General features: G+C 71.5%; 25 protein-coding genes. 18 read left to right on the top strand and 7 right to left on the bottom strand.

The features are described 5' to 3' along the window. Nucleotides 1-153: 153 nt before the first annotated feature. Nucleotides 154-1,260, top strand: coding sequence for a DUF3068 domain-containing protein (locus tag K8Z49_RS20485; protein WP_024934359.1), 1,107 nt, complete (start codon nt 154-156; stop codon nt 1,258-1,260). Nucleotides 1,261-1,437: 177 nt separating this feature from the next. Then, complete coding sequence (locus K8Z49_RS20480) at nt 1,438-2,547, top strand: NAD(P)H-dependent flavin oxidoreductase (RefSeq protein ID WP_024934360.1); 1,110 nt, start codon at nt 1,438-1,440, stop codon at nt 2,545-2,547. 96 nt (nt 2,548-2,643) lie between these two features. Here K8Z49_RS20480 and K8Z49_RS20475 read toward each other — a convergent pair whose 3' ends face one another. Next, nucleotides 2,644-3,054, bottom strand: coding sequence for a hypothetical protein (locus K8Z49_RS20475; protein WP_021597511.1), 411 nt, complete (start codon nt 3,052-3,054; stop codon nt 2,644-2,646). Between the two features lie 163 nt (nt 3,055-3,217). Continuing rightward, nucleotides 3,218-4,030 carry a crotonase/enoyl-CoA hydratase family protein gene (locus K8Z49_RS20470; RefSeq protein WP_412520323.1) on the bottom strand — a complete coding sequence of 271 codons (813 nt, stop codon included), beginning with the start codon at nt 4,028-4,030 and terminating at the stop codon, nt 3,218-3,220. A gap of 156 nt (nt 4,031-4,186) precedes the next feature. On the opposite strand from K8Z49_RS20470, the gene K8Z49_RS20465 reads away from it, so the two are divergent. The 10 genes from K8Z49_RS20465 to K8Z49_RS20420 all read left to right on the top strand — a co-directional run bounded on the left by K8Z49_RS20465 (nt 4,187) and on the right by K8Z49_RS20420 (nt 15,264). Then, on the top strand, nt 4,187-5,746 hold the full coding sequence (locus K8Z49_RS20465; RefSeq protein WP_075020785.1) for an acyl-CoA synthetase: 1,560 nt from the start codon (nt 4,187-4,189) through the stop codon (nt 5,744-5,746). Then, on the top strand, nt 5,736-6,692 hold the full coding sequence (locus K8Z49_RS20460; protein WP_021597508.1) for a Zn-ribbon domain-containing OB-fold protein: 957 nt from the start codon (nt 5,736-5,738) through the stop codon (nt 6,690-6,692). Before K8Z49_RS20465 ends, K8Z49_RS20460 begins: the two co-directional genes overlap by 11 nt. Then, nucleotides 6,692-7,729, top strand: a complete 1,038-nt coding sequence (locus tag K8Z49_RS20455; RefSeq protein ID WP_021597507.1) for a thiolase domain-containing protein — start codon at nt 6,692-6,694, stop codon at nt 7,727-7,729. Before K8Z49_RS20460 ends, K8Z49_RS20455 begins: the two co-directional genes overlap by 1 nt. Then, nucleotides 7,722-8,879 (top strand): thiolase domain-containing protein, encoded by a 1,158-nt coding sequence (locus K8Z49_RS20450; protein WP_021597506.1) that lies wholly within the window; start codon nt 7,722-7,724, stop codon nt 8,877-8,879. The genes K8Z49_RS20455 and K8Z49_RS20450 overlap by 8 nt, the downstream gene beginning before the upstream one ends. A 28-nt stretch (nt 8,880-8,907) precedes the next feature. Then, nucleotides 8,908-10,476 carry an acyl-CoA synthetase gene (locus K8Z49_RS20445; protein WP_412520322.1) on the top strand — a complete coding sequence of 523 codons (1,569 nt, stop codon included), beginning with the start codon at nt 8,908-8,910 and terminating at the stop codon, nt 10,474-10,476. Between the two features lie 261 nt (nt 10,477-10,737). Continuing rightward, nucleotides 10,738-11,208, top strand: a complete 471-nt coding sequence (locus K8Z49_RS20440; RefSeq protein ID WP_021597504.1) for a MarR family winged helix-turn-helix transcriptional regulator — start codon at nt 10,738-10,740, stop codon at nt 11,206-11,208. 28 nt (nt 11,209-11,236) lie between these two features. Next, nucleotides 11,237-11,959 carry a helix-turn-helix domain-containing protein gene (locus K8Z49_RS20435; RefSeq protein ID WP_021597503.1) on the top strand — a complete coding sequence of 241 codons (723 nt, stop codon included), beginning with the start codon at nt 11,237-11,239 and terminating at the stop codon, nt 11,957-11,959. A 48-nt stretch (nt 11,960-12,007) separates the two neighbouring features. Next, complete coding sequence (locus K8Z49_RS20430) at nt 12,008-12,823, top strand: alpha/beta fold hydrolase (RefSeq protein WP_021597502.1); 816 nt, start codon at nt 12,008-12,010, stop codon at nt 12,821-12,823. A gap of 1 nt (nt 12,824) precedes the next feature. Then, nucleotides 12,825-13,388 (top strand): dihydrofolate reductase family protein, encoded by a 564-nt coding sequence (locus tag K8Z49_RS20425; protein ID WP_111830207.1) that lies wholly within the window; start codon nt 12,825-12,827, stop codon nt 13,386-13,388. 268 nt (nt 13,389-13,656) lie between these two features. Beyond that, the gene (locus K8Z49_RS20420) at nt 13,657-15,264 is read left to right on the top strand and encodes a serine/threonine-protein kinase (protein ID WP_412520319.1); all 1,608 of its coding nucleotides are present in this window, start codon (nt 13,657-13,659) and stop codon (nt 15,262-15,264) included. Here K8Z49_RS20420 and K8Z49_RS20415 read toward each other — a convergent pair whose 3' ends face one another. Both K8Z49_RS20415 and K8Z49_RS20410 read right to left on the bottom strand, forming a co-directional pair. Continuing rightward, on the bottom strand, nt 15,265-16,422 hold the full coding sequence (locus K8Z49_RS20415) for a lipid-transfer protein (protein WP_075020789.1): 1,158 nt from the start codon (nt 16,420-16,422) through the stop codon (nt 15,265-15,267). A 151-nt stretch (nt 16,423-16,573) separates the two neighbouring features. Then, the gene (locus K8Z49_RS20410) at nt 16,574-17,023 is read right to left on the bottom strand and encodes a Zn-ribbon domain-containing OB-fold protein (protein WP_412520317.1); all 450 of its coding nucleotides are present in this window, start codon (nt 17,021-17,023) and stop codon (nt 16,574-16,576) included. Nucleotides 17,024-17,225: 202 nt separating this feature from the next. On the opposite strand from K8Z49_RS20410, the gene K8Z49_RS20405 reads away from it, so the two are divergent. The 3 genes from K8Z49_RS20405 (at nt 17,226) to K8Z49_RS20395 (ending at nt 19,355) form a co-directional block, all read left to right on the top strand. Then, nucleotides 17,226-17,993, top strand: coding sequence for an SDR family oxidoreductase (locus K8Z49_RS20405; protein ID WP_412520315.1), 768 nt, complete (start codon nt 17,226-17,228; stop codon nt 17,991-17,993). A gap of 9 nt (nt 17,994-18,002) precedes the next feature. Then, complete coding sequence (locus K8Z49_RS20400; protein ID WP_412520313.1) at nt 18,003-18,962, top strand: LLM class F420-dependent oxidoreductase; 960 nt, start codon at nt 18,003-18,005, stop codon at nt 18,960-18,962. A gap of 93 nt (nt 18,963-19,055) precedes the next feature. After that, nucleotides 19,056-19,355, top strand: coding sequence for a hypothetical protein (locus tag K8Z49_RS20395; RefSeq protein ID WP_021598625.1), 300 nt, complete (start codon nt 19,056-19,058; stop codon nt 19,353-19,355). Between the two features lie 90 nt (nt 19,356-19,445). On the opposite strand, the gene K8Z49_RS20390 is transcribed toward K8Z49_RS20395, so the two are convergent. From K8Z49_RS20390 to K8Z49_RS20380, 3 genes are all read right to left on the bottom strand, one after another. Further along, nucleotides 19,446-19,577, bottom strand: coding sequence for a hypothetical protein (locus K8Z49_RS20390; protein ID WP_021598624.1), 132 nt, complete (start codon nt 19,575-19,577; stop codon nt 19,446-19,448). A 283-nt stretch (nt 19,578-19,860) separates the two neighbouring features. Further along, nucleotides 19,861-20,961 carry a hypothetical protein gene (locus K8Z49_RS20385; protein WP_111830203.1) on the bottom strand — a complete coding sequence of 367 codons (1,101 nt, stop codon included), beginning with the start codon at nt 20,959-20,961 and terminating at the stop codon, nt 19,861-19,863. Then, nucleotides 20,958-22,025, bottom strand: coding sequence for a phosphotransferase family protein (locus K8Z49_RS20380; RefSeq protein WP_412520310.1), 1,068 nt, complete (start codon nt 22,023-22,025; stop codon nt 20,958-20,960). Before K8Z49_RS20380 ends, K8Z49_RS20385 begins: the two co-directional genes overlap by 4 nt. Before the next feature lie 117 nt (nt 22,026-22,142). Here K8Z49_RS20380 and K8Z49_RS20375 point away from each other — a divergent pair, with 117 nt between their 5' ends. From K8Z49_RS20375 to K8Z49_RS20365, 3 genes are all read left to right on the top strand, one after another. Further along, nucleotides 22,143-22,793 (top strand): MBL fold metallo-hydrolase, encoded by a 651-nt coding sequence (locus K8Z49_RS20375; RefSeq protein WP_021598621.1) that lies wholly within the window; start codon nt 22,143-22,145, stop codon nt 22,791-22,793. Beyond that, nucleotides 22,790-23,467: an HAD family hydrolase gene (locus tag K8Z49_RS20370; RefSeq protein ID WP_021598620.1), complete on the top strand. Its 678-nt coding sequence runs from the start codon at nt 22,790-22,792 to the stop codon at nt 23,465-23,467. The genes K8Z49_RS20375 and K8Z49_RS20370 overlap by 4 nt, the downstream gene beginning before the upstream one ends. A gap of 145 nt (nt 23,468-23,612) precedes the next feature. Next, nucleotides 23,613-23,816 carry a PspC domain-containing protein gene (locus K8Z49_RS20365; protein ID WP_021598619.1) on the top strand — a complete coding sequence of 68 codons (204 nt, stop codon included), beginning with the start codon at nt 23,613-23,615 and terminating at the stop codon, nt 23,814-23,816. Nucleotides 23,817-23,831 lie beyond the last annotated feature (15 nt).

Genomic DNA, 23,831 nt, shown 5'->3' with positions numbered 1-23,831 from the left:
GCTGGTGAAGGTCTCGTCCGGTCGTCCCGCCGGGCCGGGCCGGCGAGGTAACGGGGAGCTTACCGACCAGTACGGGCGTCCGGTAGGGTGACCCGGACAAGCTGGACGTGGCCCGTCGGCCGTGGGCGACGACGGCAGCCCCCGGAGGTGTTGATGCGGCGAACGGTCGGCCTGGTCCTGATCGGGTTGGGCGCCTTCTTCCTCACGCTCGCGCCGCTCGTCCGCTTCTACGTGGCCGACCAGATGATCGTCGCGCCGCTGAACCAGTACCAGGTGACGAACCTTGAGTCGAAGAACTCCACGTACTTCGACCAGGCCGACCTGAAGCTGAAGACCGGCGTCACCCTCCTGGCCAAGAACACCGTCCGCGGGGACGTCCGCGCCAACGAGGGCAATGACGACATCGCCGTCTGGGACTCCACGACCAACATCTACGACCAGGCCAACCCGGACAAGCCCATCCAGATCCAGGGCTTCCGCATCGCGTTCGACCGCCGGACGATGGTGCTGGTCAACTGCTGCGGCACGAACGTGGACGGCGACAACACGGTCCGGATGTCGGGCTACGGCCTGCTGTTCCCGATCGGGAACGTGCAGAAGCGGGACTACCCCGTCTACGACACCACGACCAAGCAGTCGGCGCCGATGCAGTTCAACGCCGTCGAGAAGGTGCACGGGCTCACCACCTACCGCTACACCCAGACGATCCCGCTGACCAAGACGGCGGCGCTCGACACCAAGCTGCCCGCCAAGATGCTCGGGCTTCCGGAGGACGCGGGCAACCAGAAGGTCGACCGGTACACCGAGGCGTACAACACCATCTGGGTCGACCCGCGCACGGGCATCCCGGTCAAGCACCGCAAGAACATCCGCAGCACCGTCCGCACCCCGGACGGCAAGGGCACGATGATCGTCGCGCAGGCCGACCTGGTCAGCGTCGACAAGGACCAGAAGGCCATGGTCGACCTGGCCGACGGCAAGAACCTGCAGATCGACCTGGTGCGCAGCTACCTGCCGGGCGCCGCCGTCTTCTTCGGGCTGATCCTGCTGTTCGCCGGCGGCTTCCTCGCCATGGCCCGGCGCGAGCCGCCGCCGATCGAGGCGCCGCGCCGCGCCGACGGCAAGTTCGGCGACATGACCCCGTCCGGCCCGCCGCGGCCGCCCGCGTCGCCGGCCGCCCGGCCGGCCCCGCCGCGCCGCCAGGCCCCGGGCAGCCAGCGCCAGCAGCGCCGGGCCGCGGGGCCCGCGAGACGCCGCTGACCCGTCCCGTCCCGTCCCCGCCCGTCTCCCGGCCCGCCGCCGCGCGGGCCGTCGGCACGCCCGCGCGAAACCGGCAGGTTGATACGTGTTCTAGGTGGAGGAGCAAGGCACGTCCGACCCGAGATTGCTAAGTAGAACCTGTTGCAGTTTTCCGGGCGCGCGCCTAGGGTCGAGGCTGTGCGGACACGAGTCACCGAACTATTCGGCATCGAGTACCCGATCTTCGCGTTCAGTCACTGCCGCGACGTGGTCGCGGCGGTGAGCCGCGCCGGCGGCATGGGCGTCCTCGGCGCCCTGCACTTCACCCCCGAGGAGCTCGAGCTCGAGCTGAAGTGGATCGACGAGCACGTCGGCGGCAAGCCCTACGGCGTGGACGTCGTCATGCCCGCCAAGTACGAGGGCGCCGACATGGGCGACGCCGAGGAGCTGCTCGGCAGGCTCCAGGGCATGATCCCGGCGCAGAACAAGGAGTTCCTGGAGAACCTGCTGGCCGAGCACGGTGTCGACCCGCCGAGCGAGCAGGCCGGCAAGGCGCTGCTCGGCTGGACGGACGTGACCGCGCGGCCGCAGGTCGAGGTGGCCCTCAAGCACCCGATCGCGCTGCTCGCCAACGCGCTCGGCCCGCCCCCGGCCGACGTCGTCGCGCAGGCGCACGAGCACGGCGTCAAGGTCGCCGGGCTCGCCTCCAACGCCCGGCACGCCCGCAAGCAGGTCGAGGTCGGCGTCGACATCATCGTCGCGCAGGGCACCGAGGCCGGCGGCCACACCGGCGACGTGGCCACGATGGTCCTCATCCCCGAGGTGGTCGACGCCGTCGGCGAGGACACCATCGTGCTCGCCGCGGGCGGCATCGGCCGCGGCCGGCAGATGGCGGCCGGCATGGCGCTCGGCGCCGACGGCGTCTGGACGGGCTCGATCTGGCTGACCGTCGACGAGGCCGACACCCCCGAGCGGGCGCTGCCGAAGCTGCTGAGCGCCACGTCCCGCGACACGGTCCGGTCCCGGGCCTGGACGGGCAAGCCGGCGCGCTTCCTCAAGACCGCGTGGACCGAGGCGTGGGAGCGCGAGGACTCGCCCGGCTACCTCCCGATGCCGATGCAGTTCATGCTGATCGCGGACGCCCTGCCCCGCATCCAGCGGTCCGGCGACGGCGAGCTGGTCACGTTCCCCGTCGGCCAGATCGTCGGCTCGATGAACCAGGTCAGGCCGGCCGCCCAGGTGGTCTACGACCTCATCGAGGAGTACGTCGAGGCCATCGAGCGCCTCAACGCCATCACCGAAGGCTGACCGCCCCGAGGACCCCGGCGGCGCCGTTCCCCCCGGCGCCGCCCGGGGCCTCACCCTTGCCGGCCTCACCCTTGCCGGGACCGGCCCGGCGGCGCGTCAGAAGCGCGTCATCCAGGACAGGGCGCGGGCGATGACGTAGTAGACGACGCCCGCGAGCGTCCAGTTGATGTAGAGCTGCTCCCGCGGGTCGGACCGGGTGAAGACGTCGTGGAACGGCGTGGCGAGCCAGCGCCCGGCGTCGAGCGTGGCGTCCACGAGCACGTTCGCCGGGTTGGCGTCACCCCAGGTCAGCAGCATGCCGAGGGCGAGGATCGCGGCGGCGGCCCAGCCCGCGGCCAGGATCATCGCGCTGACCGGGTTCTGCCTGCTCCGCCGCCACCGCCGCGGCTTGCGCTCGACCACCACGGGCCTGCCGGTCTCGTCCGTCGCCGGCCGCCGTGGCCAGAGCCGCCGCCGGGGAGTCTCCTGCGTGGTCTCGCTCCGCTTGCGTCCTATGTGCAAGGCCATGGCCTGCTCAGTCCTTCCGTGACTCGCTTCGCCTCCAGCGGTGCCACGTCAGAAAAGCCACAAACCAGGCGTCCGTTTTCGGACAGTCCCTAACGCGCCATCGGCACGCACGCCCCTGGCCGGAAGCGGCCGGGAGCGCGCGTGCCGGTGCCTCGGCGCGGGGTCACTTGCCGTGGTAGACGGGGGGACGCTTCTCCTTGAAGGCCCGGGAGCCCTCCTTGGCGTCCTCGGAGCCGATGACGGGCCAGCCGATCTCGTCGGAGATCTTGAGGGCGTCCTCCTCGGAGAGGTGCTCGGTCTCGCGGTAGGTGCGCAGGATGCCCTGGACGGCGAGGGGCCCGCACTCGGCGATCTGGTCGGCGAGCTCGCGGGCGGCGGCGAGCGCGGTGCCGTCCGGGACGATCTTGTTGATCAGCCCCATGGCGAGGGCATCCCGCGGGGTCACCGAGCGGGCGGTGAGCAGGATGTCCATCGCGTTGGCGTACCCGATCTGGCGGGGGAGCCGGATCGCGGAGCCGCCCATGGGGAACAGGCCGCGCTTGGCCTCGTACAGGCCGAGGGTGGCGCCCTCGGCGACCACGCGCAGGTCGGTGCCGACGAGCAGCTCGGTGCCGCCGGCCACCGCGTAGCCCTCGATGGCGCAGATGAGCGGTTTGGTGGGCCGGCCTTCGCGGAGCAGGCCCTTCCAGTGGAAGTTCGGAATCTGCGCCATGCGCTCCTGAACCTTGGGGTCCGACGGCTGCCGGCCCATGGCCTTCAGGTCGGCGCCGGCGCAGAACGTCCCCTCGGCCCCGGTGAGGATGCCGGCCCGCACCTCGGGGGTGTCGGAGATGTAGGCCCAGGCGTCGGCGAGACCGACCAGCATCGAGGAGCTGAGCGCGTTGCGCGCCTCCGGGCGGTTCATCGTGACGATGACGACGTGCCCGTCCCGCTCGACGATGCAGTGCTCGGTGCTGATCGGCAGTCGTTCCGCCATGGGTTCCTCCAGCTCAGATGTCAAACGAGAACAGATTCTAGTTAAGCCGTTGCCCTACCGGTAGGGGTTGAACTCCAAAACGAGAACGTGATCTACTTTGCTCGCCGGGCGCCGCTGCGGACGCCGGTGCTCAGAGCGGTCACATAGGGAGATCCGATGGGGTCATTGGGCTTTTGGCGGTTGGCGCAGGCCGATCCCGAGTGGGCAGCCGCCGTCGATCCGGACGGGACGAAGCACACCGCGGGTGACCTGCTGGCCCGCTCGAACCGGCTCGTCCACGGGCTGCGCGCGCTGGGACTGGAGAAGGGCGACGGCATCTGCGGCCTCGTCCCGAACGGCGTCGAGGGGCTCGTGCTGTACCTGGCGGCGCTCCAGGCGGGCTGGTACTACACGCCGATCAACTGGCACCTGACCGGCCCGGAGATCGGCTACATCGTGGCCGACAGCGAGGCCAAGGCGTTCTTCGTGCACGAGCGCTACGCCAAGGAGGGCGTGCGGGCCGGCGAGGAGATCGAGGCGCACCGCCGGTTCGGCTTCGGGGACGTCGAGGGCTTCCGCCCCTACGCCGAGCTGGTCGAGGGGCAGCCCGACGGCCTTCCCGACGACCGCAGCAACGGCGCCACCATGCACTACACGTCCGGGACGACGGGCCGGCCGAAGGGCGTCAGGCGGGCCTTGATGCACATCGACCCCGACGACAGCGCCGAGCTGATGACGTTCCTGCTCGGCCTGTTCGGCATCCCGCCGGGACTCCCGGCCGGGGGCGAGCACCAAGCCCATCTGATCACCTCGCCGAACTACCACACGGCGGTCACCCAGTTCGGCGGCACCGCCCTCCACATGGGCCACACGATCGTCTACATGGACAGGTGGGACGCCGAAGACACCCTGAGCATGATCCAAGAGCACCGTGTGAGCAATACCCACATGGTGCCGACGCACTTCAAGCGCCTGCTGGCGCTGCCCGAGGACGTCCGGTCCCGGTACGACGTGTCCAGCATGAAGTGGGCGATCCACGCGGCGGCGCCCTGCCCGGTGCCGATCAAGCAGCAGATGCTCGAATGGTGGGGCGACTGCATCTGGGAGTACTACGCGGCGACCGAGGGCGGCGGGACGATCGCCAGCCCGGCCGACTGGCGCGCCCACCCCGGAACGGTCGGCAACGCCTGGCCGATCAGCGAGCTGCTGATCGTGGACGACGACGGCGACCCGGTCCCGGCCGGGACGCACGGCACGATCTACATGAAGATGGCCGGCGTCGAGTTCGAGTACAAGGGCGACCGGGAGAAGACGGAGAAGAACCGGCTCAAGGACTTCTTCACCGTCGGCGACATCGGCTACCTGACCGAGGACGGGTTCCTGTTCCTGTCCGACCGCAAGGCCGACATGATCATCTCGGGCGGCGCGAACATCTACCCGGCCGAGATCGAGAACGAGATCATCCTGCATCCGAAGGTCGGGGACGTGGCCGTGTTCGGCATCCCGGACGAGGAGTGGGGCGAGCAGATCAAGGCGGTCGTCGAGCCCGCCGAGGGCGTCGCGCCCGGCCCGGAGCTCGCGGAGGAGATCCTCGCGTCGCTGGAGGGGCGGCTCGCCAAGATGAAGTGGCCGAGGTCCATCGACTTCATCGAGACGATGCCGCGCGAGCCCAACGGCAAGCTCCTCAAGCGCAAGCTGCGCGACCCGTACTGGAAGGACCGCGACAGTGCCATCTAACGGGCCATCGACCCCGGGGCCGGACGAACCGAACCACGTCATCGGGTTCCCCGGCGGCTACACCCGCTCGGTCGGCCCGGTGATCGGGCGCTTCCTCAGCGAGCTGCGCGACGGCCGGATGGTCGGCGTCCGCACGGCGGGCGGCCGGGTGCTCGTCCCGCCGCAGGAGTGCGACCCCGAGACCGGCGAGGACGTCACCGGCGAGTTCGTCGAGGTCGGCCCCGCCGGGACCGTCACCACCTGGTCGTGGGTGCCGCGCCCGGCCAAGGAGCACCCGTTCGACCGCCCGTTCGCGTGGGCGCTGGTCCGCCCGGACGGCGCCGACACCGCGCTGCTGCACGCGCTCGACCTCGGCGTCTTCGAGGTGGGCGCGAAGCCGCCGAAGTTCCTGAGGACCGGGATGCGGGTGCGGCCCAAGTACCGGGCGGAGCGGACCGGGACGATCGGCGACATCGAGTGCTTCCTGCCCGAGGTCACCATGATCAACCCGCAGGCCTCGCTGGAGTACCGGCTCAAGGGCGGCCGGGCGCTCGGCCGGTTCCTGGAGGGGATCTCCGAGGGCCGGATCATCGGGCACCGCTGCCCCGTGTGCGAGAAGGTCATCGTGCCGATGAAGGGGTTCTGCCCGCGCGACGGCGTCCCCACCTCCGAGGAGGTGGAGCTGCCCGACACCGGCACCGTCACCACCTTCGCGGTCAACAACATCCCCGACCCGCGCGCGCCCGAGGTGCCGTTCGTGTCCGGCTACGTCCTGCTGGACGGGGCCGGGCTGACGATGCTGACGCTCGTCGCGGGCATCCCCGCCGACCAGGTGCGGATGGGCATGCGGGTGAAGGCGGCGTGGCGTCCGCGCGAGGAGTGGGACCGGTCGATGGCCAACATCAAGTGGTTCGAGCCGATCGACGAGCCCGACGTCCCCTTCGAAGAGATCAAGGACTTCATGTGATGCGTGATGTCGCAGTCGTCGCGTTCGCGCAGAGCCGGCACACCGCCGAGGACCAGGGGATCGCGGAGACCGAGATCGTCCTGCCGGTGATCACGGAGATCAAGGAGCGGACCGGGCTGTCGCGCTTCGGGTTCACCTGCTCGGGCTCGTGCGACTACCTCCAGGGGGCGCCGTTCGCCTTCGTCTCCGCGCTCGACACGCTCGGCGCGTGGCCGCCGATCTCCGAGAGCCACGTCGAGATGGACGGCGCGTGGGCGTTGTACGAGGCGTGGGTGAAGCTCCAGATCGGGCAGGTCGACACCGCGCTCGTCTACGGGTTCGGCAAGTCGTCCCAGGGCGACCTCCGCGCGATCATGAGCCAGCAGCTCGACCCGTACCACCTGGCGCCGCTCGGGGTCGACCAGGTGTCGATGGCGGCCATGCAGGCCCGTGCGTACATGGACAAGTCGGGCGTGAAGGAGGACGACCTCCGCGCGGTCGCGGCCCGGTCCCGAGCCTCCGGCCGCGACAACCCGTTCGCGCTGCACCTGCCGGAGCCCGAGGGCGACGACTACGACGTGGCGCCGCTGCGCCCCTACGACGTCGCGCCGATCACCGACGGGGCCGCGGCGGTCGTCCTCGCGGCCGGCGACCGGGCGCGGGAGCTGTGCGAGCGGCCGGCGTGGATCACCGGCATCGACCACCGCACCGAGCCGCACGCGCTGGGCGTGCGCGACCTGACCCGCTCGGAGGCCGCCCGCGTCGCGGGGGAGCGGGCCGGCGCGACCGGGATCGAGGTGGCGGAGCTGCACGCGCAGTTCAGCCACGAGGAGCTGATCCTGCGCGAGGCGCTCGGCCTGGGCGACGGCGTGGCGGTCAACCCGTCCGGCGGGGCGCTGTCGGCGAACCCGGTGATGGCGGCGGGCCTCATCCGCATCGGCGAGGCCGCGTCCCGCATCCACGACGGGACGGCGTCCCGGACGCTCGGGCACGCCGCGTCCGGCCCCTGCCTCCAGCAGAACCTCGTGTGCGTCCTGTCGGGAGAGAAGAATGGCTAAGTCCTGTGCGGTCATCGGCATCGGGCAGACCGAGTACAAGACCCGGCGGCCGGACGTGTCGATGGCGGGCCTGGTCCGCGAGGCGGCCCGCCGCGCCCTCGACGACGCCGGGCTGACCTGGAAGGACATCGACGCCGTCGTCGTCGGCAAGGCGCCCGACCTGTTCGAGGGCGTGGTGATGCCGGAACTCTTCCTGGCGGACGCGCTGGGCGCGACCGGCAAGCCGCTGCTGCGGGTGCACACGGCCGGCTCGGTGGGCGGGTCCACGGCGATCGTCGCGGCGAACCTGATCCAGTCCGGGGTGCACGAGCGGGTCCTCACGCTCGCGTGGGAGAAGCAGTCGGAGTCCAACGCGACGTGGGCGCTGACGGTGAACGGGCCGTTCACCACGTCCCTCGTCGTCGGCGCGGGCGGGTACTTCGCCCCGCACATCCGCGCCTACATGCGCAGGTCGGGCGCCCCCGACCACATCGGAATGCTCGTCGCGGTCAAGGACCGGCAGAACGCGCTGAAGAACCCGTACGCGCACCTGAAGATCCCCGGCATCTCCCGGGAGATGGTCGAGTCGACCCCGATGCTGTGGGAGCCGATCCGCTACCTGGAGACGTGCCCGTCGTCGGACGGCGCGTGCGCGATGGTGCTGGCGTCGGAGGACGCGGCGAAGAAGGCCCCGCACCCGCCCGCGTGGGTGCACGGCACGTCGATGCGGTCGGAGCCGATGCAGTTCGCGGGCCGTGACACGGTGAACCCGCAGGGCGGCAAGGACGCGGCGGCCGACGTGTACCGCCAGGCCGGCATCACCGACCCGCGGAACGAGCTCGACTGCGCCGAGGTGTACGTCCCGTTCTCCTGGTACGAGCCGATGTGGCTGGAGAACCTCGGGTTCTGCGGCGACAACGAGGGCTGGAAGCTCACCGAGGCCGGCGCGACGGCGCTGGACGGCGACATCCCGTGGAACGCCTCGGGCGGCGTGCTGTCGTCCAACCCGATCGGCGCGTCCGGGATGATCCGGTTCGCCGAGGCGGCGCTGCAGGTGCGCGGCCGGGCGGGCGAGCACCAGGTGGACGGCGCCCGGCGGGCGCTCGGCCACGCCTATGGCGGCGGCGCCCAGTTCTTCGCGATGTGGATCGTCGGCAGCGACAGACCCTGATCCCCCCAGACGCCGGAAGGGACGCCCGATGGAGTACAACCACGCTGACCTGTTCGAGGGTGTCGCGGACGCGATCGGGGACCGGACCGCCCTGATATGCGGCGACCGGCGGCTCACCTACGCCGAGCTGGACGAGCACGCGAACCGCCTCGCGCACCATCTGCTGGACGCGGGCGTCCGGCCCGGCCAGCACGTCGCCGCCCAGCTCTACAACGGCATCGAGTACGCGGCGGCGCTGCTGGCCACGCTGAAGATCCGGGCCGTGCCCATCAACGTCAACTACCGGTACGTGGAGAGCGAGCTGCTCTACGTGTACCGGGACTCCGACGCCGTCGCGCTCCTGTACGACGTGGAGTTCGAGGACCGGGTCGCGGCGACGGTCCCGGAGGTGCCGGAGCTGCGGCACCTCATCGCGGTGGGCGGCACGCCGTCCATCCCCGGGGCGGTCTCCTACGACGAGGCGGTGAAGGAGGCCGACGGGACGCGGGACTTCCCGGCGCGCTCCAAGGACGACCTCTACATCATCTACACGGGCGGGACGACCGGGATGCCGAAGGGCGTCATGTGGTCGGCCGAGCAGATCCTGCTCGGGTTCTGGAACCCGTCGCTGCCGCGCCCGTCCAAGCCGGAGGACATCGTCGAGAACGCGCGCAACGGCGGGCCGCTGATCATGATGCCGGTCGCGCCGCTGATGCACGGCGCCGCGCAGGTGGGCACGTGGATCGCCTGGTTCATGGGCGCGACGCTCGTCTACACGCGCAAGTTCGACGCCGCCGACGTGTGGCGGACGATCGAGCGCGAGAAGGTCAACTCGGTGACGGTCACCGGGGACGCGATGGCGATCCCGATGGCCGACGAGCTGGCGCGCGGGGACTACGACACCTCCTCGCTGTTCGCCTACGTCTCCACGGGCGCGATCTTCACCGGGACGGTCCGCGACCGCATCCAGAAGCTGCTGCCGAACGTGATGATCATGGACCGGTTCGGCTCGACCGAGTCGGGCTCGACGGCCGAGGCGGTCGCCGGGTCGAGCCCGGAGAAGGGGCTGCGGTTCGCGCCGGACGTGGAGAACGTGACCGTCCTGGACGACGCGCTCCAGCCGGTCAAGCCGGGGTCGGGCGTCATCGGCCAGGTCGCCCGCACCGGGCACATCGCGCAGGGCTACTACAACGACCCGGAGAAGACCGCGAAGACGTTCCCCGTGGTGGACGGGAAGCGCTGGCTGCTCACCGGCGACATCGCCACCGTGGACGAGGACGGGTCGATCGCCGTGTACGGGCGCGGGTCGCAGACCATCAACACCGGCGGCGAGAAGGTGTTCCCCGAGGAGGTCGAGGCCGTCCTCAAGGGGCATCCGGGCGTCTACGACGCGGTCGTGACGGGCATTCCGGACGAGCGCTGGGGCAACCGCGTCGCGGCGGTGGTCCAGCCGTCCGGGGAGGAGCCGTCCACCGAGGACCTGGACGCGCACTGCCGCAAGCAGCTGTCGGGGTACAAGGTGCCGCGCGTGTACGCGTTCGTCGCGGAGATGAAGCGGTCGCCGGCGGGCAAGGCGGACTACCGCTGGGCGAAGCAGGTGGCGCAGGAGGTGCGGTAGGCACCGCAGGACGGAGAGCGGACGGAGAGCGGTCGAAGAGGTCGGCCCCGAACCTTCGTGGGATTCGGGGCCAGGAGCGGACCTCTGTTAGTGGTCCTAACAAATTCATCGTAGTGGCTGCTCAGACGGGGTTCATCAACCCGGTGCGTTGCCTGCGCCACACCGGGTGGTCCCGGTCGCCGCGGGGTCGATAGACTCCCCTCACAGAGTCGCTCTTGAAGTGAGCCTCTCTATCTGAGAGAAATAGGGGAGAGTCAGGGCGTGTCGACCCCGGAGCGCGAGCGGATGGCGGGCGAGCTGCAGATGGCGATGCAGCGCAGCACGGTGTACACGGTGCTCCTGCACCATGCCACCGCGAGCAAGGCGGGCATGAACGTCACCGACGCGCAGTGCGTGAACGCGCTGACGCTGGACGGGCCGCAGACGCCGGGCCAGCTCGCCCAGCTCATGGGCATCACGACGGGCGGCGCCATCACGGCCGTGATCGACCGGCTGGAGCGCGCCGGGTACGTCCGCCGCACCCGCGACCCCGACGACCGGCGGCGCGTGATCGTCGAGCTCGTCGAGGAGAACGTCGCCCACTTCGCCCGCTACTTCGAGCCGATCGCCCGCGCCTTCAACGAGCGCCTCGCGAGCTACACCGACGACCAGGTCGCCCTCCTCCTCGACTGGATCCGCCACAACAACGCGGTCATGCCCGCGGTCATCGAGGAGATCCGCAAGCTCCCGTAGCCTGCGGTCGGGGAAGGGATGCCGCGCCATGCCGATCGAGAGCGATCACCGCGGGTCCGACTCGCCGTACATCGCGCGTGTCTGGCGCGGGCGCGCGAGCGGATCCGGGAGCCTGACGTCCGTCGCGACGTCCAACTGGGAGCTCGTCTTCTGGAACGACGAGGGCACCCTGCACGCCGCCGTCCGGGGACCGGAGACGACCGCGACGGCCGTCGAGCTGGCCGGGGACTCGGAGTCGTTCGGGATCACCTTCGCGCACGGCACGTCGATGCCGCACCTGCCGGTCACCCGGCTCGTCGACGCCGAGGTGGAGAGCCCGCACGTCGGGGCGCGCCGCTTCGTCCTGCGCGGCGAGGAATGGGAGATCCCCGGTTACGAGAGCGCGGAGGACTTCGTCCGCGAGATCGTGCGAGCGGGCGTGCTCACCCGCGACCCGCTGGTGGACGAGGTCGTGTGGGGCGGCATCGCCAAGGTCGGAACCCGGTCCGTCCAGCGGCGCGTCGCCACCGCCACGGGCCTGACCCAGGGCGCGATCCGGCAGATCGACCGCGCCCGGCACGCGGCGGTGCTGCTCGCGGAGGGCGTGCCCGCCCTGGAGGTCGTGCACCGGCTCGGCTACTACGACCAGCCGCACCTGGCCAGGTCGCTGCGGCGGTTCATCGGCCGTACCGCGACGCAGCTGCAGGGACGCGACGAAGCGGGCGAGCCCCTGTCGCTTCTGTACAAGCCCGAGGGCGACTCGCGTCCCTAGTGTCGGTGCCGATCGCGGCGGAAACCGACACCAGAAAGGCGCGACGTCATGGTCCAGGGCAGTGTCACCTCGGCGGACGGCACCACCATCGCCTACACGGCGTGGGGCGACGGTGATCCGATCGTCCTCATCGACGGCGCGACCGCGTATCGCGCCACCACCCCGGAGAACGCCCAGACGGCGGAGCTGCTCGCCGGCGAGTTCCAGGTGATCAACTATGACCGGCGGGGGCGCGGGGAGAGCGGCGACACCGCGCCCTACGCGGTCGAGCGCGAGTTCGAGGACCTCGCCGCGATCATCGAGGGGGCGGGCGGCGGCCGTCCGGCGACGGTGTTCGGCTGGTCGTCCGGCGGCCTCCTCGCCCTCAACGCCGTCCAGGCCGGCGTTCCGGTCGCGCGCCTGGTGCTGTGGGAGCCGCCGGTCATCGTCGACGACAGCGCCCCACCGCTGCCCGCCGACTACGTCGAGCGGCTCGACGCGGCCGTGGCCGAGGGCCGTCCGGGGGACGCCGTGGCCCTGTTCATGACCGCCGCCGCGGGCATGCCCGAGGACGCCGTCGCCGAGATGCGCGGGAGCGACTTCTGGCCGGGCCTGGAGGCGATCGCGCCGACGATCGCCTACGACGGCCGGAACGTCGGGGACACCATGTCCGGCAAGCCGCTCCGCGCCGACCTGTGGTCCGGCGTCCGCGTCCCGGTGCTCGTGCTCTACGGCCGCGACACCTGGCCGCACCTCGCCGCCGGCGCGAAGGCCGTCGCCGCCCACCTGCCGACCGCCGCGCTGACGGCGGTCCCTGGAGAGAACCACGGCACGACCGCCGACGTCCTCGCCCCCGCCCTGCGCGAATTCATCCAAGGAGCCTGACATGGGAAAGATCGTGGTGACCGAGTTCATCTCGCTGGACGGCGTCGTCGAGGCGCCCGGCGGCGAGGACTTCAAGTATCCGGACTGGAGCTTCGAGGTCGACCGCGGCCCCGACGGCGAGCAGTTCAAGACCGACGAGGCGCTCGCGTCGGCGGCGCTGCTGCTGGGCCGCGAGACCTACGAGGGCTTCGCCTCCGCCTGGCCGGAGTACGAGGGCGAGCTCGCCGACAAGTACAACGGCATGCCGAAGTACGTCGTCTCGGGCACGCTCACCGACCCCGCCTGGAACAACACGTCGGTGCTCTCGGGCGACCTGGCCAAGGAGGTCACCCGGCTCAAGCAGGACGTCGACGGCGAGATCTCCGTGCCCGGCAGCATCCGGCTCGTCCAGGGGCTGCTCGCGGGCGACCTGGTCGACGAGATCCACCTCATGTGGATCCCCGTGATCCTCGGCCACGGCCGCAAGCTCTGGACGGAGACGCCCGACAAGACCAACTGGACCCTGCGCGAGGCGACGCGACACGGCGAAGGCGTCCTGGTGACCATCCACGAACGCACCCGCTGACGAATCCAAGAGCGAGGAAGCCGACGGTTCCGGGGCGGCCCCCGCCTACCCCGGAACCGGTCGGGTGGGGCCCGGGGACGGCCGCGGCGGTCCCCCCGGCCGCGGCGGCCGTCCCCGGAGTCTGCAGCTCAGGCGGTGACACCAGACACGTCACCTCTACGCCGCCGGTCACACAGTGTCAGCGACGTGATTTGCGTCACACCCGTCCGTCCCGTCGGTCGCGACGAGCGGTGCGTGCCCGCCTCCGCGGAGTGAGATCATCTGTCCCGTGGAACCACTCCGTCCAGAGGATCCCGCGGGGATCGGCGGCTACCCCCTCCTGGCCCGCCTCGGCGCCGGCGGCATGGGGCAGGTCTACCTCGGGCTGACCGGCGGCGGTCGGCACGTCGCCATCAAGGTGATCCGGGAGGACTTCGAGGGGCCGCAGGCGCTCGCCCGCTTCCGGCGCGAGGTCGCGACCGTCGAGCGGGTGCGCAGCCGGTTCGCCGCCGCGATGGTCGGCGCGGGGCTGGAGGCGCCGCCGTACTGGCTGGCCACCGAGTACGTCCCCGGGCCGACGCTCCGGCAGGCCGTCGCCGAGCACGGGCCGCTGCCCCCGGAGACCTGCGTGCGGCTGCTCGGCGCCCTCGCGCAGGGGCTGCTGGAGATCCACCGGCAGAACGTCCAGCACCGCGACCTCAAACCGGGCAACGTGATCCTCGCCCCGGACGGGCCGCGGCTGATCGACTTCGGCATCGCCCGCGGCGAGGGCCAGACGCAGATCACCCAGACCGGCGCGTGGAACGGCACCCCCGGCTACGTCGCGCCCGAGGTCGTCCGGGAGCAGCAGCCGCGGCCCGCGTCGGACGTGTTCTCCCTCGCCGGGACGATCGCCTACGCCGCCACGGGACGCCCGCCGTTCGGCGGCGGGCGCATCGAGGCGATCATCCACCGCACCCTCGACGGCGAGATCGACCTGGACGGGGTCGATTCGCGCGTCGCCGACCTGGTCCGGCCCTGCGCGGAGCGTGACCCCGCCGACCGGATCACGCTGGAGCAGCTCCTCCAGTTGGCCGCGCCCTCGGGTCCCGTCACGGGCGACCCCTTCTACCAGCGGGTGGTGGGCGTCCCGCGGCCGATGCCCGCCAGCGTCGCGGACGCCGCCGCGTCCGGGCTCGTCCCGCCGGAGCACACCAGGACGGGGCCCGGTGCGGGGCGCGGACGGTCGAGCGCCGCCGTCATCGCCGCGGGCGCCGCGGTGGCCGCCGTCGTCCTCGGGGGAGCGCTCGTCGCGCGGTTCGCCCTCGACGGCGACGACCCGGGCGCTACCAAGGGCGGCACCGGCTCGGCCGACGGGGGCGGTGCGCAGGGCGGTCAGGGCGCGGGCGGCGGCGCGTCCACGGCGCCGCCCCGGACCCCCGGCCCGGGAGGCCGCCCGCCGGACGTGATCCTCGTGAAGCAGCCGACCACGGACTACCAGACCACGCGGTTCTCCGTGAAGGACTTCACCTGCCTGCCGGCGGTCCGGCCCGAGGACCAGGCCCTCGCCAACGACCTGCAGAGGTCCGCGCCGCGCCGGCCGGTCACCGGGAAGACCGTGGATCTCAGCATGCGCTTCAAGTACGCGAAACCGTCCGGCTACTACGTGGCCGCGGAGATACGCCCGCCGGCGGAACAGCAGGGCAACGGCGTGACCGGCGTGGTCAAGAGCAAGCCGCACCTGGTGCCGAGGAACAATGAGGACGTGAACCTCCGCTACCCGGCCGACTTCCAGTGGGAGGGCTCCGGCAACGGCACGTACCCGCTGGTGAAGGGCGTCTGGACCGTCATCTGGATGCATGTGCACCCCAACGGCGACGCGTACTTCATGGCGTGCGACGGGTTCACCGTCGCGTGATCACCGGACGGCGATGAGGGCGGAACCGTGGCCGAAGAGGCCCTGGTTCACGGCGATCCCGGCCCGCGCGTTCTCGACCTGGCGGCCCTCGGCCTGACCGCGCAGCTGCCAGGTCAGCTCGCACACCTGCGCGATCGCCTGCGCCGGGATGGCCTCGCCGAAGGACGCGAGCCCGCCGCTCGGGTTCACCGGGACGCGCCCGCCGAGCGCCGTCGCGCCCGACCGGAGCAGCTCCTCGGCGCCGCCCGGCTCGCAGAGCCCGATGTCCTCGCACCAGTCCAGCTCAAGGGCCGTGGACAGGTCGTAGACCTCGGCGAACGACAGGTCCTCGGGGCCGATGCCCGCCTCCTCGTAGGCGGCGTCCGCGATCGCGGACCGGAACGGGCGCTCGGGCTCGGGCACCGCCATCGCCGAGTCCGTGGCGAAGTCGGGCAGGTCCAGGACGGTCTTCGGGAACGTCGGCGTCACCGTCGACACCGCCGGGATCCGGACGGGATCGGCGATCCCGTGCCGCCGCGCGAACTCCATCGACGTCAGGACGAGCGCCGCGCCGCCGTCGCTGGTCGCGCAGATGTCGAGCAGCCGCAGCGGGTCGGCGACCACGGCGGACTCGCGGACGTCCTCCGCCGTCACCTCCTTGCGGTACCGGGCGTTCGGGTTCGCCAGGCCGTGCCGGGCGTTCTTCACCTTCACGGCGGCGAAGTCGTCCAGCGTCGCGCCGTACATGGCCATCCGGCGGCGCGCGTACAGGGCGAAGTAGATCGGGTTGGTCGCGCCCAGAAGGCGGAACCGCAGCCAGTCGGGGTCGTCCGGGCGGTCGCCGCCGACGGGCTTGAAGAAGCCCTTCGGGGCCGCGTCGGCGCCGACGACCAGCGCGACGTCGCACAGGCCCGCGAGGATCTGCGCACGCGCCGAGCTGATGGCCTGCGCCCCCGAGGCGCACGCCGCGTAGCAGCTGGACACCCGCGCGCCCGACCAGCCGAGCGCCTGCGCGAACGTCGCGCCGGCGATGAACCCGGGGTACCCGTTCCGGATGGTGTCCGCGCCCGCCACGTACTGGACGTCCGACCACGCGAGCCCCGCGTCGGCCAGCGCGCCCCGCGCCGCCGCCAGCCCGTACTCGACGAAGTTGCGTCCCCACTTCCCCCACGGATGCATCCCGGCACCGAGAACGGCTATGTCCCTATTCACTGGCTCGCTCCGCTCGCTGTGCGGGGCCGCCTTTTCGCGGCGGCTTCCCTCGTCACGTGCTCGCTCCTTGGTCGCTGCGCGCGCTCCTCGGTCCAGCCGCCGCGCGGCCCCGCACTGCTCATCTGACGGGCCTCCACATCCAGACGGTGTACTGGGCTTCGTCGTCCTCGTAGAGGGTGCCTTCGGTCAGTTCCATCTCCATGCCGACGGTGAGGTCGTCGACGGTGTGGCCGGGGGCGACCTGGCCGAGGACGACCATGCGCTCGGCTTCGAGCTCGACGGCCGCGACGGTGTACGGGACGAACGGGTCGGGGGAGACGTACGGGGGCGGCGGTTTGTAGCGGGAGTCGGCGTACGACCAGACGCGCCCGCGTCCGGACAGCGTGTACGGCTCCAGCTCGGAGCCGTCCTTCGGGCCGGTGCAGCCGGGGTTGCGGCAGGCGAGCTCGTTGCGCGGGAAGTACGGCGTTCCGCAGGACGAGCAGCGGGTGCCCAGGAGCCGGACGCCGCCGTCCCCGGTGGTGAACCAGCCCTCGATCGCCGGACGACGCTCCTTGGTCGTGGTCACGCGGCCCCTCCCTGATCTCCCGCCGTCTCCAACCGGGCGCAGCGTAACAACCAAGCGACCGTTCGGAGCGGGACGCGTCCGGTGAGCGGGACGGGCGGCTCCCCGGCCCCCGAGCTAACTGACTCGTCAGTCACTTCGATACAGTGACCGAGTCGGATTCTGCCAAGCCGCCCACAGGGTGCGAACAGTAGGGAGCGCGCGGATGCGGACTGGACTGCAGGGAAGGACGGCCCTGGTCACCGGGGCCTCCAGGGGGATCGGGAAGGCGATCGCGACCGCGTTCGCCGCCGAGGGCGCCAACGTCGTCCTCTCCTCCCGCAAGCAGGAGGCGCTGGACGAGGTCGCCAAGGAGATCGGCACTGCGTACCCGAACGTGCGCGTCCTCGCCAAGGCCGCGCACGTGGGCCATGCCGACGAGGCCGCCGCCTGCGTGGACGCGGCCGTCGCCGAGTTCGGCGGCCTCGACGTCCTGGTCAACAACGCGGGCACCAACCCCTACTTCGGCCCGATGGCCGACATCGAGCCCGCCGCCGCCGCGAAGACCGTCGAGGTCAACCAGTTCGCGATCGTCCAGTGGACGCAGCTCGCGCTGCGGGCGTCGCTCGCCGAGCGGGGCGGTGCGATCATCAACATCGCCTCCGTCGGCGGCATGATCACCGAGCACGGCATCGGCTACTACAACGCCACCAAGGCCGCCGTGATCCACCTGAGCCGGCAGTTCGCGATGGAGCTGGCGCCGAAGGTCCGCGTGAACTGCATCGCGCCCGGCCTGGTCAAGACGCACCTCGCCCGCGCCCTGTGGGAACCGAACGAGGCGGAGATCAGCAAGCACATGCCGCTCGGCCGGCTCGGCGAGCCCGAGGACATCGCGAACGCGGCGGTCTTCCTCGCGGGCGACGCCTCGTCCTGGATGACCGGGCAGACGCTCGTCGTGGACGGCGGCGCCACCATCCGCCCCTCGGTCGCCTAGGGGGAGCGCATGTCACGCTGGGGACTCACCATTCCGCTGACCGGGCTCCCGCTGGCCGAGCACCGGGACGTCGTGTCCGAGCTGTCCGCGCTCGGCTACACCGACGCCTGGTCCGCGGAGACGAACGGCACCGACGCGTTCACCCCGCTGGCGCTCGCCTCGCAGTGGGGCCCCGAGCTGCGGCTCGGCCCCGCGATCGTGCCGGTCTACACCCGCGGCCCGGCGCTCCTGGCGCAGCAGGCCGCGACCCTCGCCGACCTCGCGCCCGGACGGTTCGTGCTCGGCATCGGCACCTCGTCCGACACGATCGTGCAGCGCTGGAACGGCATCCCGTTCGAGGAGCCCTACAAGCGCACCCGTGACACGCTGCGCTTCCTCCGCAAGGCGCTCGCGGGGGAGAAGGTGAAGGAGGAGTACGACACCTTCGCCGTCAAGGGCTTCAAGCTGGACAACGCGCCCGCGGCCCCGACGCAGATCGTCCTCGCGGCGCTGCGTCCCGGCATGCTCCGGCTGGCCGCCCGGGAGGCCGACGGCGCGATCACGAACTGGCTGGCGCCGAAGGACGTCCGGACGGTCCGCGGCGAGCTGGGCGACGAGCCGGAGCTGATCGCGCGGCTGTTCGTCTGCCCGACCGACGACGTCGCGGAGGCCCGCGCGATCGGCCGCTGGATGATCGCCGCGTACATGACGGTCCCCGTCTACAAGGCGTTCCACGAGTGGCTCGGGCGCGGCGAGGCGCTCCGCCCGATGAACGAGGCGTGGGCGGCCGGCGACCGCAAGAAGGCGCTGGAGGTCATCCCGGACGAGGTCGTCGACGACCTGGTCGTGCACGGCTCGCCGGAGCGGTGCCGCGCCCGCGTCCGCGAGTACGTGGACGGCGGTCTCACCACCCCCGTGCTGGCCATCGTCCCCGGCGGGGGCCTGTCCCCGGTCGAGGCGGTGCGGGCGCTGGCGCCGGGTGCGGACTGAGACCGTTCGGTCACGTCTCGATGTTTACGGCCGTGGGGATCGGGGAGGGAGGGCGGATCAATCCCGAGAAGACAGAGACGTGAGGAGCTGATCGTGCTCACGCTGACCAGCGGTGCCGTCCAGGTCATTCGTACAGTGACCGCGAACCCGGAGCTTCCGCCCGAGACCGGCATCCGCATCGAGTCCGGGCTCGACGGCTCGGACGCCCTGCGGCTCTCGGTGGCCCCCGCCCCCGAGGCCGGAGACCAGGTCGTGGAGGAGGAGGGCGCCAAGGTGTACCTGGAGCCCACCGTCGCCGAACTCCTCGACGACAAGACCCTCGACGCCCAGGTCGACCCGCAGGGCGACGTGGCGTTCACCATCGCGGAGGGGTCCGGGGGGACTCCGACCTGACGCGAGGGAGCGGACGGGACGCGGGGCGCGCCGGACGGCGGCCCCGGTCCCGTGCGTCAGCGCACGGTCACTTTCAGCGCACGGTCTCTTTCAGCGCATGGCCTTCACGACGGCGATCACGGCGAACACGAACGCCACGGTGGTGAGGATCATGAAGGCGCCGACCACCGCGCAGGCCAGGCCGCGCGGCTGGTCGCGCCACGTGCCGTAGCGGTCGCGCACCTGCTGGTCCAGATCCCGGAGCGGAGCGCCAGCGGAGTGGAGGGAGCTGGACCGGCGGCCTGTGCCGGGGGGCCTGGGGGGTCGTCCCCCCAGAGAGGACTGGTCCAGATCGCGGAGGGGAGCGCCGGAGGAGCGGTGGGCACCGGACCGCCGGCCTGTTCCGGGGGGTCTGGGGGGCGGTCCACCCGGCGAGGACTCGTCCGGTTCTTCCCGGGACGGCCGTCCCGCGTCCGGGGGGTCGGGCGAAGGCGGGGTCGTCACGGTCGCCAGTCTGGCAGACGACTCACTCCGGGAACGACGGATGGGGGCCGAGCGCCCAGTACTCGTAGAGCCCGTGCCCGGTGACCGCCTCGGTGGGCTGCGCGCCGTCCAGGTACTCGTACCGGCCGACCGCGTCGACCATGCCCCACATGCGGGCGGCGTCGTCCGGCTTGCGGACGTCGTAGCCGACGCCCTCCACCTTCAGGTCCGGTCCCTGGTACATGCCGTGCTTCCAGCCGGGTTCCAGCCCGTACCCGGTGCCGACCATCATGTGGACGGGCAGGATCGGCGTCGCCCTTATCTCGAACGGTGTCCCGCCCGGGGGTGCGAAGCGCAGCGTCGCGGTGACCACGTCGCGGGTGCCCTCCGCGTATTCGGGACGGTATTCGGGGCGTCCCAGATACTCGGCCTCACGGTCGGGCCAGACGCGCGTCGCCTCTTCCAAGACGCGGCGGCCCTTCTCGTCCTCCTGGACGATGCAGAGGATCGAGTGGTCCTCGAACTGCATGGGCGCGTACAGCCAGTAGAACGTGCCCGCGTTCTTCACCTGGATTCCGGGCGGCTCCGGCTCGCCGACGGGACGGATGCCCCAGGAGCGGTCCCGCGAGCCCCACCAGCGGTCGGGAGTGACCTCGATGGTCTCGCCGTTGACCGTGATGGTGCCCGTCCAGCGTCCGGTCTGCGCGAGGCGCCGGGAGTCGAACGTCACGCGTTCCTGCCAGCGGAGGTAGTGCGGGGGTTCCAGCGTGGCGGGGATCGCCCCTTCCCAGGTGAGGTCGAACCAGAGGCCGTGCTCGGTCTCGTCCAGGACGACCCTGAGCTTCTTCAGGCCCTCGATGACCTCCACCCGGAACGGGCCGACCCGGGTGTCCATGCGGTCGTCGCCCAGCTCGCGGGACGCGCGGACGACCTTGTGCACCGGCCCGTGCCGGACGACCGCGAACGCGTCCATGACGCCGAGGTTCGGGTACTGCCCCATCCCGATGATCAGCATCAGCTCGTCGGAGCAGGGATGGACGTTGAAGTAGTACCGGTCGTAGAAGTTGCGGTCCGACGTGGTGACGTGCCGCATCACCTCGGGCGCCTGGTGGATCGGGTAGTCGTCGAGCGGCGAGAGCGTCACCGGTGCCCCTCCAGGATGCGGGCGAGCAGCTGCGTGCAGTTGTTGTTGTAGGGAAAGTCGGCGGAGGTGTCGATCCAGCCGAAGTCGATCATCGCCTGCCCGATCCGGGCCATGATCACCGAGAACTTGAAGCCGGATAGGATCTCGTAGTACGCCATGTGCCGCATCGGGCGTCCGAGCAGCTCCTCGTAGCGGGCGACGGTCGCGGCGTAGGACGGGAAGCCGTCCAGCCGGGCCGCGCCGACCCCTTCGGAATGGTGCCGGTCCAGGAACATGAACCAGGCGAGGTCCTCCTCGGGGGCGCCGAGCGCGGCGGTCTCCCAGTCCAGGACGGCCGCCGGCACGCCCGCCTGGAAGATCACGTTGCCGATCCGGGCGTCGCCCCACAGCACGGCGGGCTCGTCCGGCTCGTCGGGACGGTTCGCCCTCAGCCACGCCAGGGCCTTGAGCGCCGTCTCCTGCGGCCCCTTGTACGCCCAGGGCAGGTAGTCCTCGTAGTAGTTCAGCCGCTGGTCGAGGCCGGGCGCGCCCCACCGCGGCTGGTCGAGGAACCCGAGGCCGAGCTCCCGCACGTCCAGCCGGTGCAGGTCCGCGAGGATCTCCAGCGTCGACCACCACATCGCGGTCCGCTCCTCCGGCGGGACCTCGGTCACCCAGCCGCCCGAGTGGTACGGCGGCATGTCGGTCGGGACGCGGCCGTCGACGCGTCCCATGACGAAGAACGCGGCGCCGAGGACGTCCGGGGACGGCTCGTACCAGTGGATCGAGGGGACCGGGATGCCGGTGCGCTCGTCCAGAACGCGCATCAGCCGGTACTGCTCCTCGAACCGCGGTTCGGGGAAGACCTGGTAGCTGGAGGGGGCGACGCGGGCGACGAACGGCTCCCTGCGCACGGCGCCGCCGGCATCGGTCCACTCGGCGTCGAAGATGAGGGTCTCGTTGGAGAAGCCGCTGGTCTGGGGTGTCTCGATGTGCGGGATCCGGACCCCGGGAAGGTGCCGGTCCAGCCAGCCGGTGAGGCGCCGCCGGGTGACCTCGGGATCGCGCTGGTCGGGAACGGGCATCGGACCGCCTCCTCGCCGGGCCCCCGGCCCGATCGCGCCCCCGAACTAGAACGTGTTCTATCAACGCTCGCGGGGGCGGTCAATGGGGGGCGCCGCCCGGCGTGAAAAAATCGGCGCATGCGCCTCACCAAGCTCGGACACGCCTGTGTGCAGATCACCGAGGACGACCGGTCGATCGTCATCGACCCCGGCTCCTTCAGCGAGGCGGCTCCCGCCCTCGCCGCCGCGGACGCCGTCCTGGTCACCCACGAGCACTTCGACCACTTCGACGCCGACGCGCTGCGCGCCGAGATGGCGCGGCGCCCCGGCCTGGAGGTGTGGACGTCCCGCGTCGTCGCCGAGAACCTCGCCGACCTCGGCGGGCGCGTCCACCGGGTCGGCCACGGGGACGCCGTCACGGTCGCCGGCTTCGACGTCCACGTGTACGGCGAGGACCACGAGCTCCTGCACCCCGACCTGCCGCCCATCCCGAACGTCGGCTTCCTGGTCGGCGGCGAGGTCTTCCATCCCGGGGACGCGCTGACCGTCCCGTCCGAGCCCGTCCGCACGCTGTGCCTGCCGGGCAACGCGCCCTGGATGCGGGCGCTCGACCTCTACACCTACGCCCGCGAGGTCCGCCCGGAACGCGCCTTCGCCATCCACGACGGCCTGCTCAACGACATCGGCCTCATGGTCATGGAACGGGTGCTCACCGGCGCGGGGGAGGAACTCGGCAAGGAGTTCCGCCGCCTCACCCCCGGCACCTCGGTCGACCTGGCCGCCGCGTGAGCCGAGCCCCCCGCACCCCCGGACCCGTCCAGGCCGTCTTCTTCGACATCGGCGAGACGCTCGTCAACGAGGGCGAGATCTACGGCCGCTGGGCCGACTGGCTCGGTGTCCCCCGGCACACCTTCCTCGCCAAGCTCGGCGCGCTGCTGGCGACCGGCGGCACCCACATGGACCTCTTCGAGTACTTCCGCCCCGGGTTCGACCTCGACGAGGAGCAGCGGCGCCGCGCCGAGTCGGGCGTCCCGAACGGGTTCGGGCCGGACGACCTGTACCCGGACGCGCGGGCCTGCCTGGCGGGCCTGCGCGACCAGGGCCTGTACGTCGGGATCGCGGGCAACCAGCCGGTCGAGGCGGCCGGGCAGATGGCCGCGCTCGGGCTGGAGGCCGACGTGGTCGGCATCTCCGACGTGTGGGGCGTCTCCAAGCCGTCCCAGGAGTTCTTCGAGCGCTGCGCCCAGCTCGCGGACGTGCTGCCCGACCGCGTCCTGTACGTCGGAGACCGCATCGACAACGACGTCCGCCCGGCGCTGGCGTTCGGTATGCGGGCGGCGTTCCTGCGGCGCGGCCCCTGGGGGCACATCCAGAAGGACGACGGCGCGCTCCGCGAATGCCTGTTCGTCCTGGACGACCTGGCCGGTCTACCGAAGCTCGTCGCCCAGCACAACGCCCCCTAGGGGACGTCCCCTAATCCGTGAGTAGGGCACCGGAACAATCCGGACGGTTGATGTGGTGCCCGGTTCCCGGTTCGTAGCGTGGAGAACGTGGCCGTGAGAAACGCGGCGACGTTCAACGCTCGACGAATCGGGGAGAGAAGAACTCATGAACAGCCTCTACCGTCCGCGCAACGACCGGGTCATCGCGGGTGTCTGCGCCGGGCTCGCACGCCGGTTCGGCATGACCTCGTGGACCGTCCGGCTGTTGTTCCTGCTGTCGTGCCTGCTCCCGGGCCCGCAGTTCGTCGTCTACCTGGTCCTCTGGGTGATGATGCCGAACGAGGACCGCCACATGGCCCGCGCCCACTAGCCCAAGATCAACGAT

It is taken from the genome of Actinomadura madurae (assembly GCF_047130825.1).
In the GTDB taxonomy this organism is placed as follows: Bacteria; Actinomycetota; Actinomycetes; order Streptosporangiales; family Streptosporangiaceae; genus Spirillospora; species Spirillospora madurae.
The sequence above is the reverse complement of the archived record's forward strand: the minus strand, read 5'-3'. Positions and strand labels throughout refer to the sequence as shown.

Bases quoted from the DNA above. Each gene is read 5' to 3' on its own strand.
- K8Z49_RS20485 (WP_024934359.1), top strand. From the start codon at position 154: ATGCGGCGAACGGTCGGCCTGGTCCTGATCGGGTTGGGCGCCTTCTTC.
- K8Z49_RS20475 (WP_021597511.1), bottom strand. From the start codon at position 3,054: ATGGCCTTGCACATAGGACGCAAGCGGAGCGAGACCACGCAGGAGACT.
- K8Z49_RS20470 (WP_412520323.1), bottom strand. From the start codon at position 4,030: ATGGCGGAACGACTGCCGATCAGCACCGAGCACTGCATCGTCGAGCGG.
- K8Z49_RS20465 (WP_075020785.1), top strand. From the start codon at position 4,187: ATGGGGTCATTGGGCTTTTGGCGGTTGGCGCAGGCCGATCCCGAGTGG.
- K8Z49_RS20455 (WP_021597507.1), top strand. From the start codon at position 6,692: ATGCGTGATGTCGCAGTCGTCGCGTTCGCGCAGAGCCGGCACACCGCC.
- K8Z49_RS20450 (WP_021597506.1), top strand. From the start codon at position 7,722: ATGGCTAAGTCCTGTGCGGTCATCGGCATCGGGCAGACCGAGTACAAG.
- K8Z49_RS20445 (WP_412520322.1), top strand. From the start codon at position 8,908: ATGGAGTACAACCACGCTGACCTGTTCGAGGGTGTCGCGGACGCGATC.
- K8Z49_RS20435 (WP_021597503.1), top strand. From the start codon at position 11,237: ATGCCGATCGAGAGCGATCACCGCGGGTCCGACTCGCCGTACATCGCG.
- K8Z49_RS20430 (WP_021597502.1), top strand. From the start codon at position 12,008: ATGGTCCAGGGCAGTGTCACCTCGGCGGACGGCACCACCATCGCCTAC.
- K8Z49_RS20425 (WP_111830207.1), top strand. From the start codon at position 12,825: ATGGGAAAGATCGTGGTGACCGAGTTCATCTCGCTGGACGGCGTCGTC.
- K8Z49_RS20415 (WP_075020789.1), bottom strand. From the start codon at position 16,422: ATGCATCCGTGGGGGAAGTGGGGACGCAACTTCGTCGAGTACGGGCTG.
- K8Z49_RS20405 (WP_412520315.1), top strand. From the start codon at position 17,226: ATGCGGACTGGACTGCAGGGAAGGACGGCCCTGGTCACCGGGGCCTCC.
- K8Z49_RS20400 (WP_412520313.1), top strand. From the start codon at position 18,003: ATGTCACGCTGGGGACTCACCATTCCGCTGACCGGGCTCCCGCTGGCC.
- K8Z49_RS20380 (WP_412520310.1), bottom strand. From the start codon at position 22,025: ATGCCCGTTCCCGACCAGCGCGATCCCGAGGTCACCCGGCGGCGCCTC.
- K8Z49_RS20375 (WP_021598621.1), top strand. From the start codon at position 22,143: ATGCGCCTCACCAAGCTCGGACACGCCTGTGTGCAGATCACCGAGGAC.
- K8Z49_RS20365 (WP_021598619.1), top strand. From the start codon at position 23,613: ATGAACAGCCTCTACCGTCCGCGCAACGACCGGGTCATCGCGGGTGTC.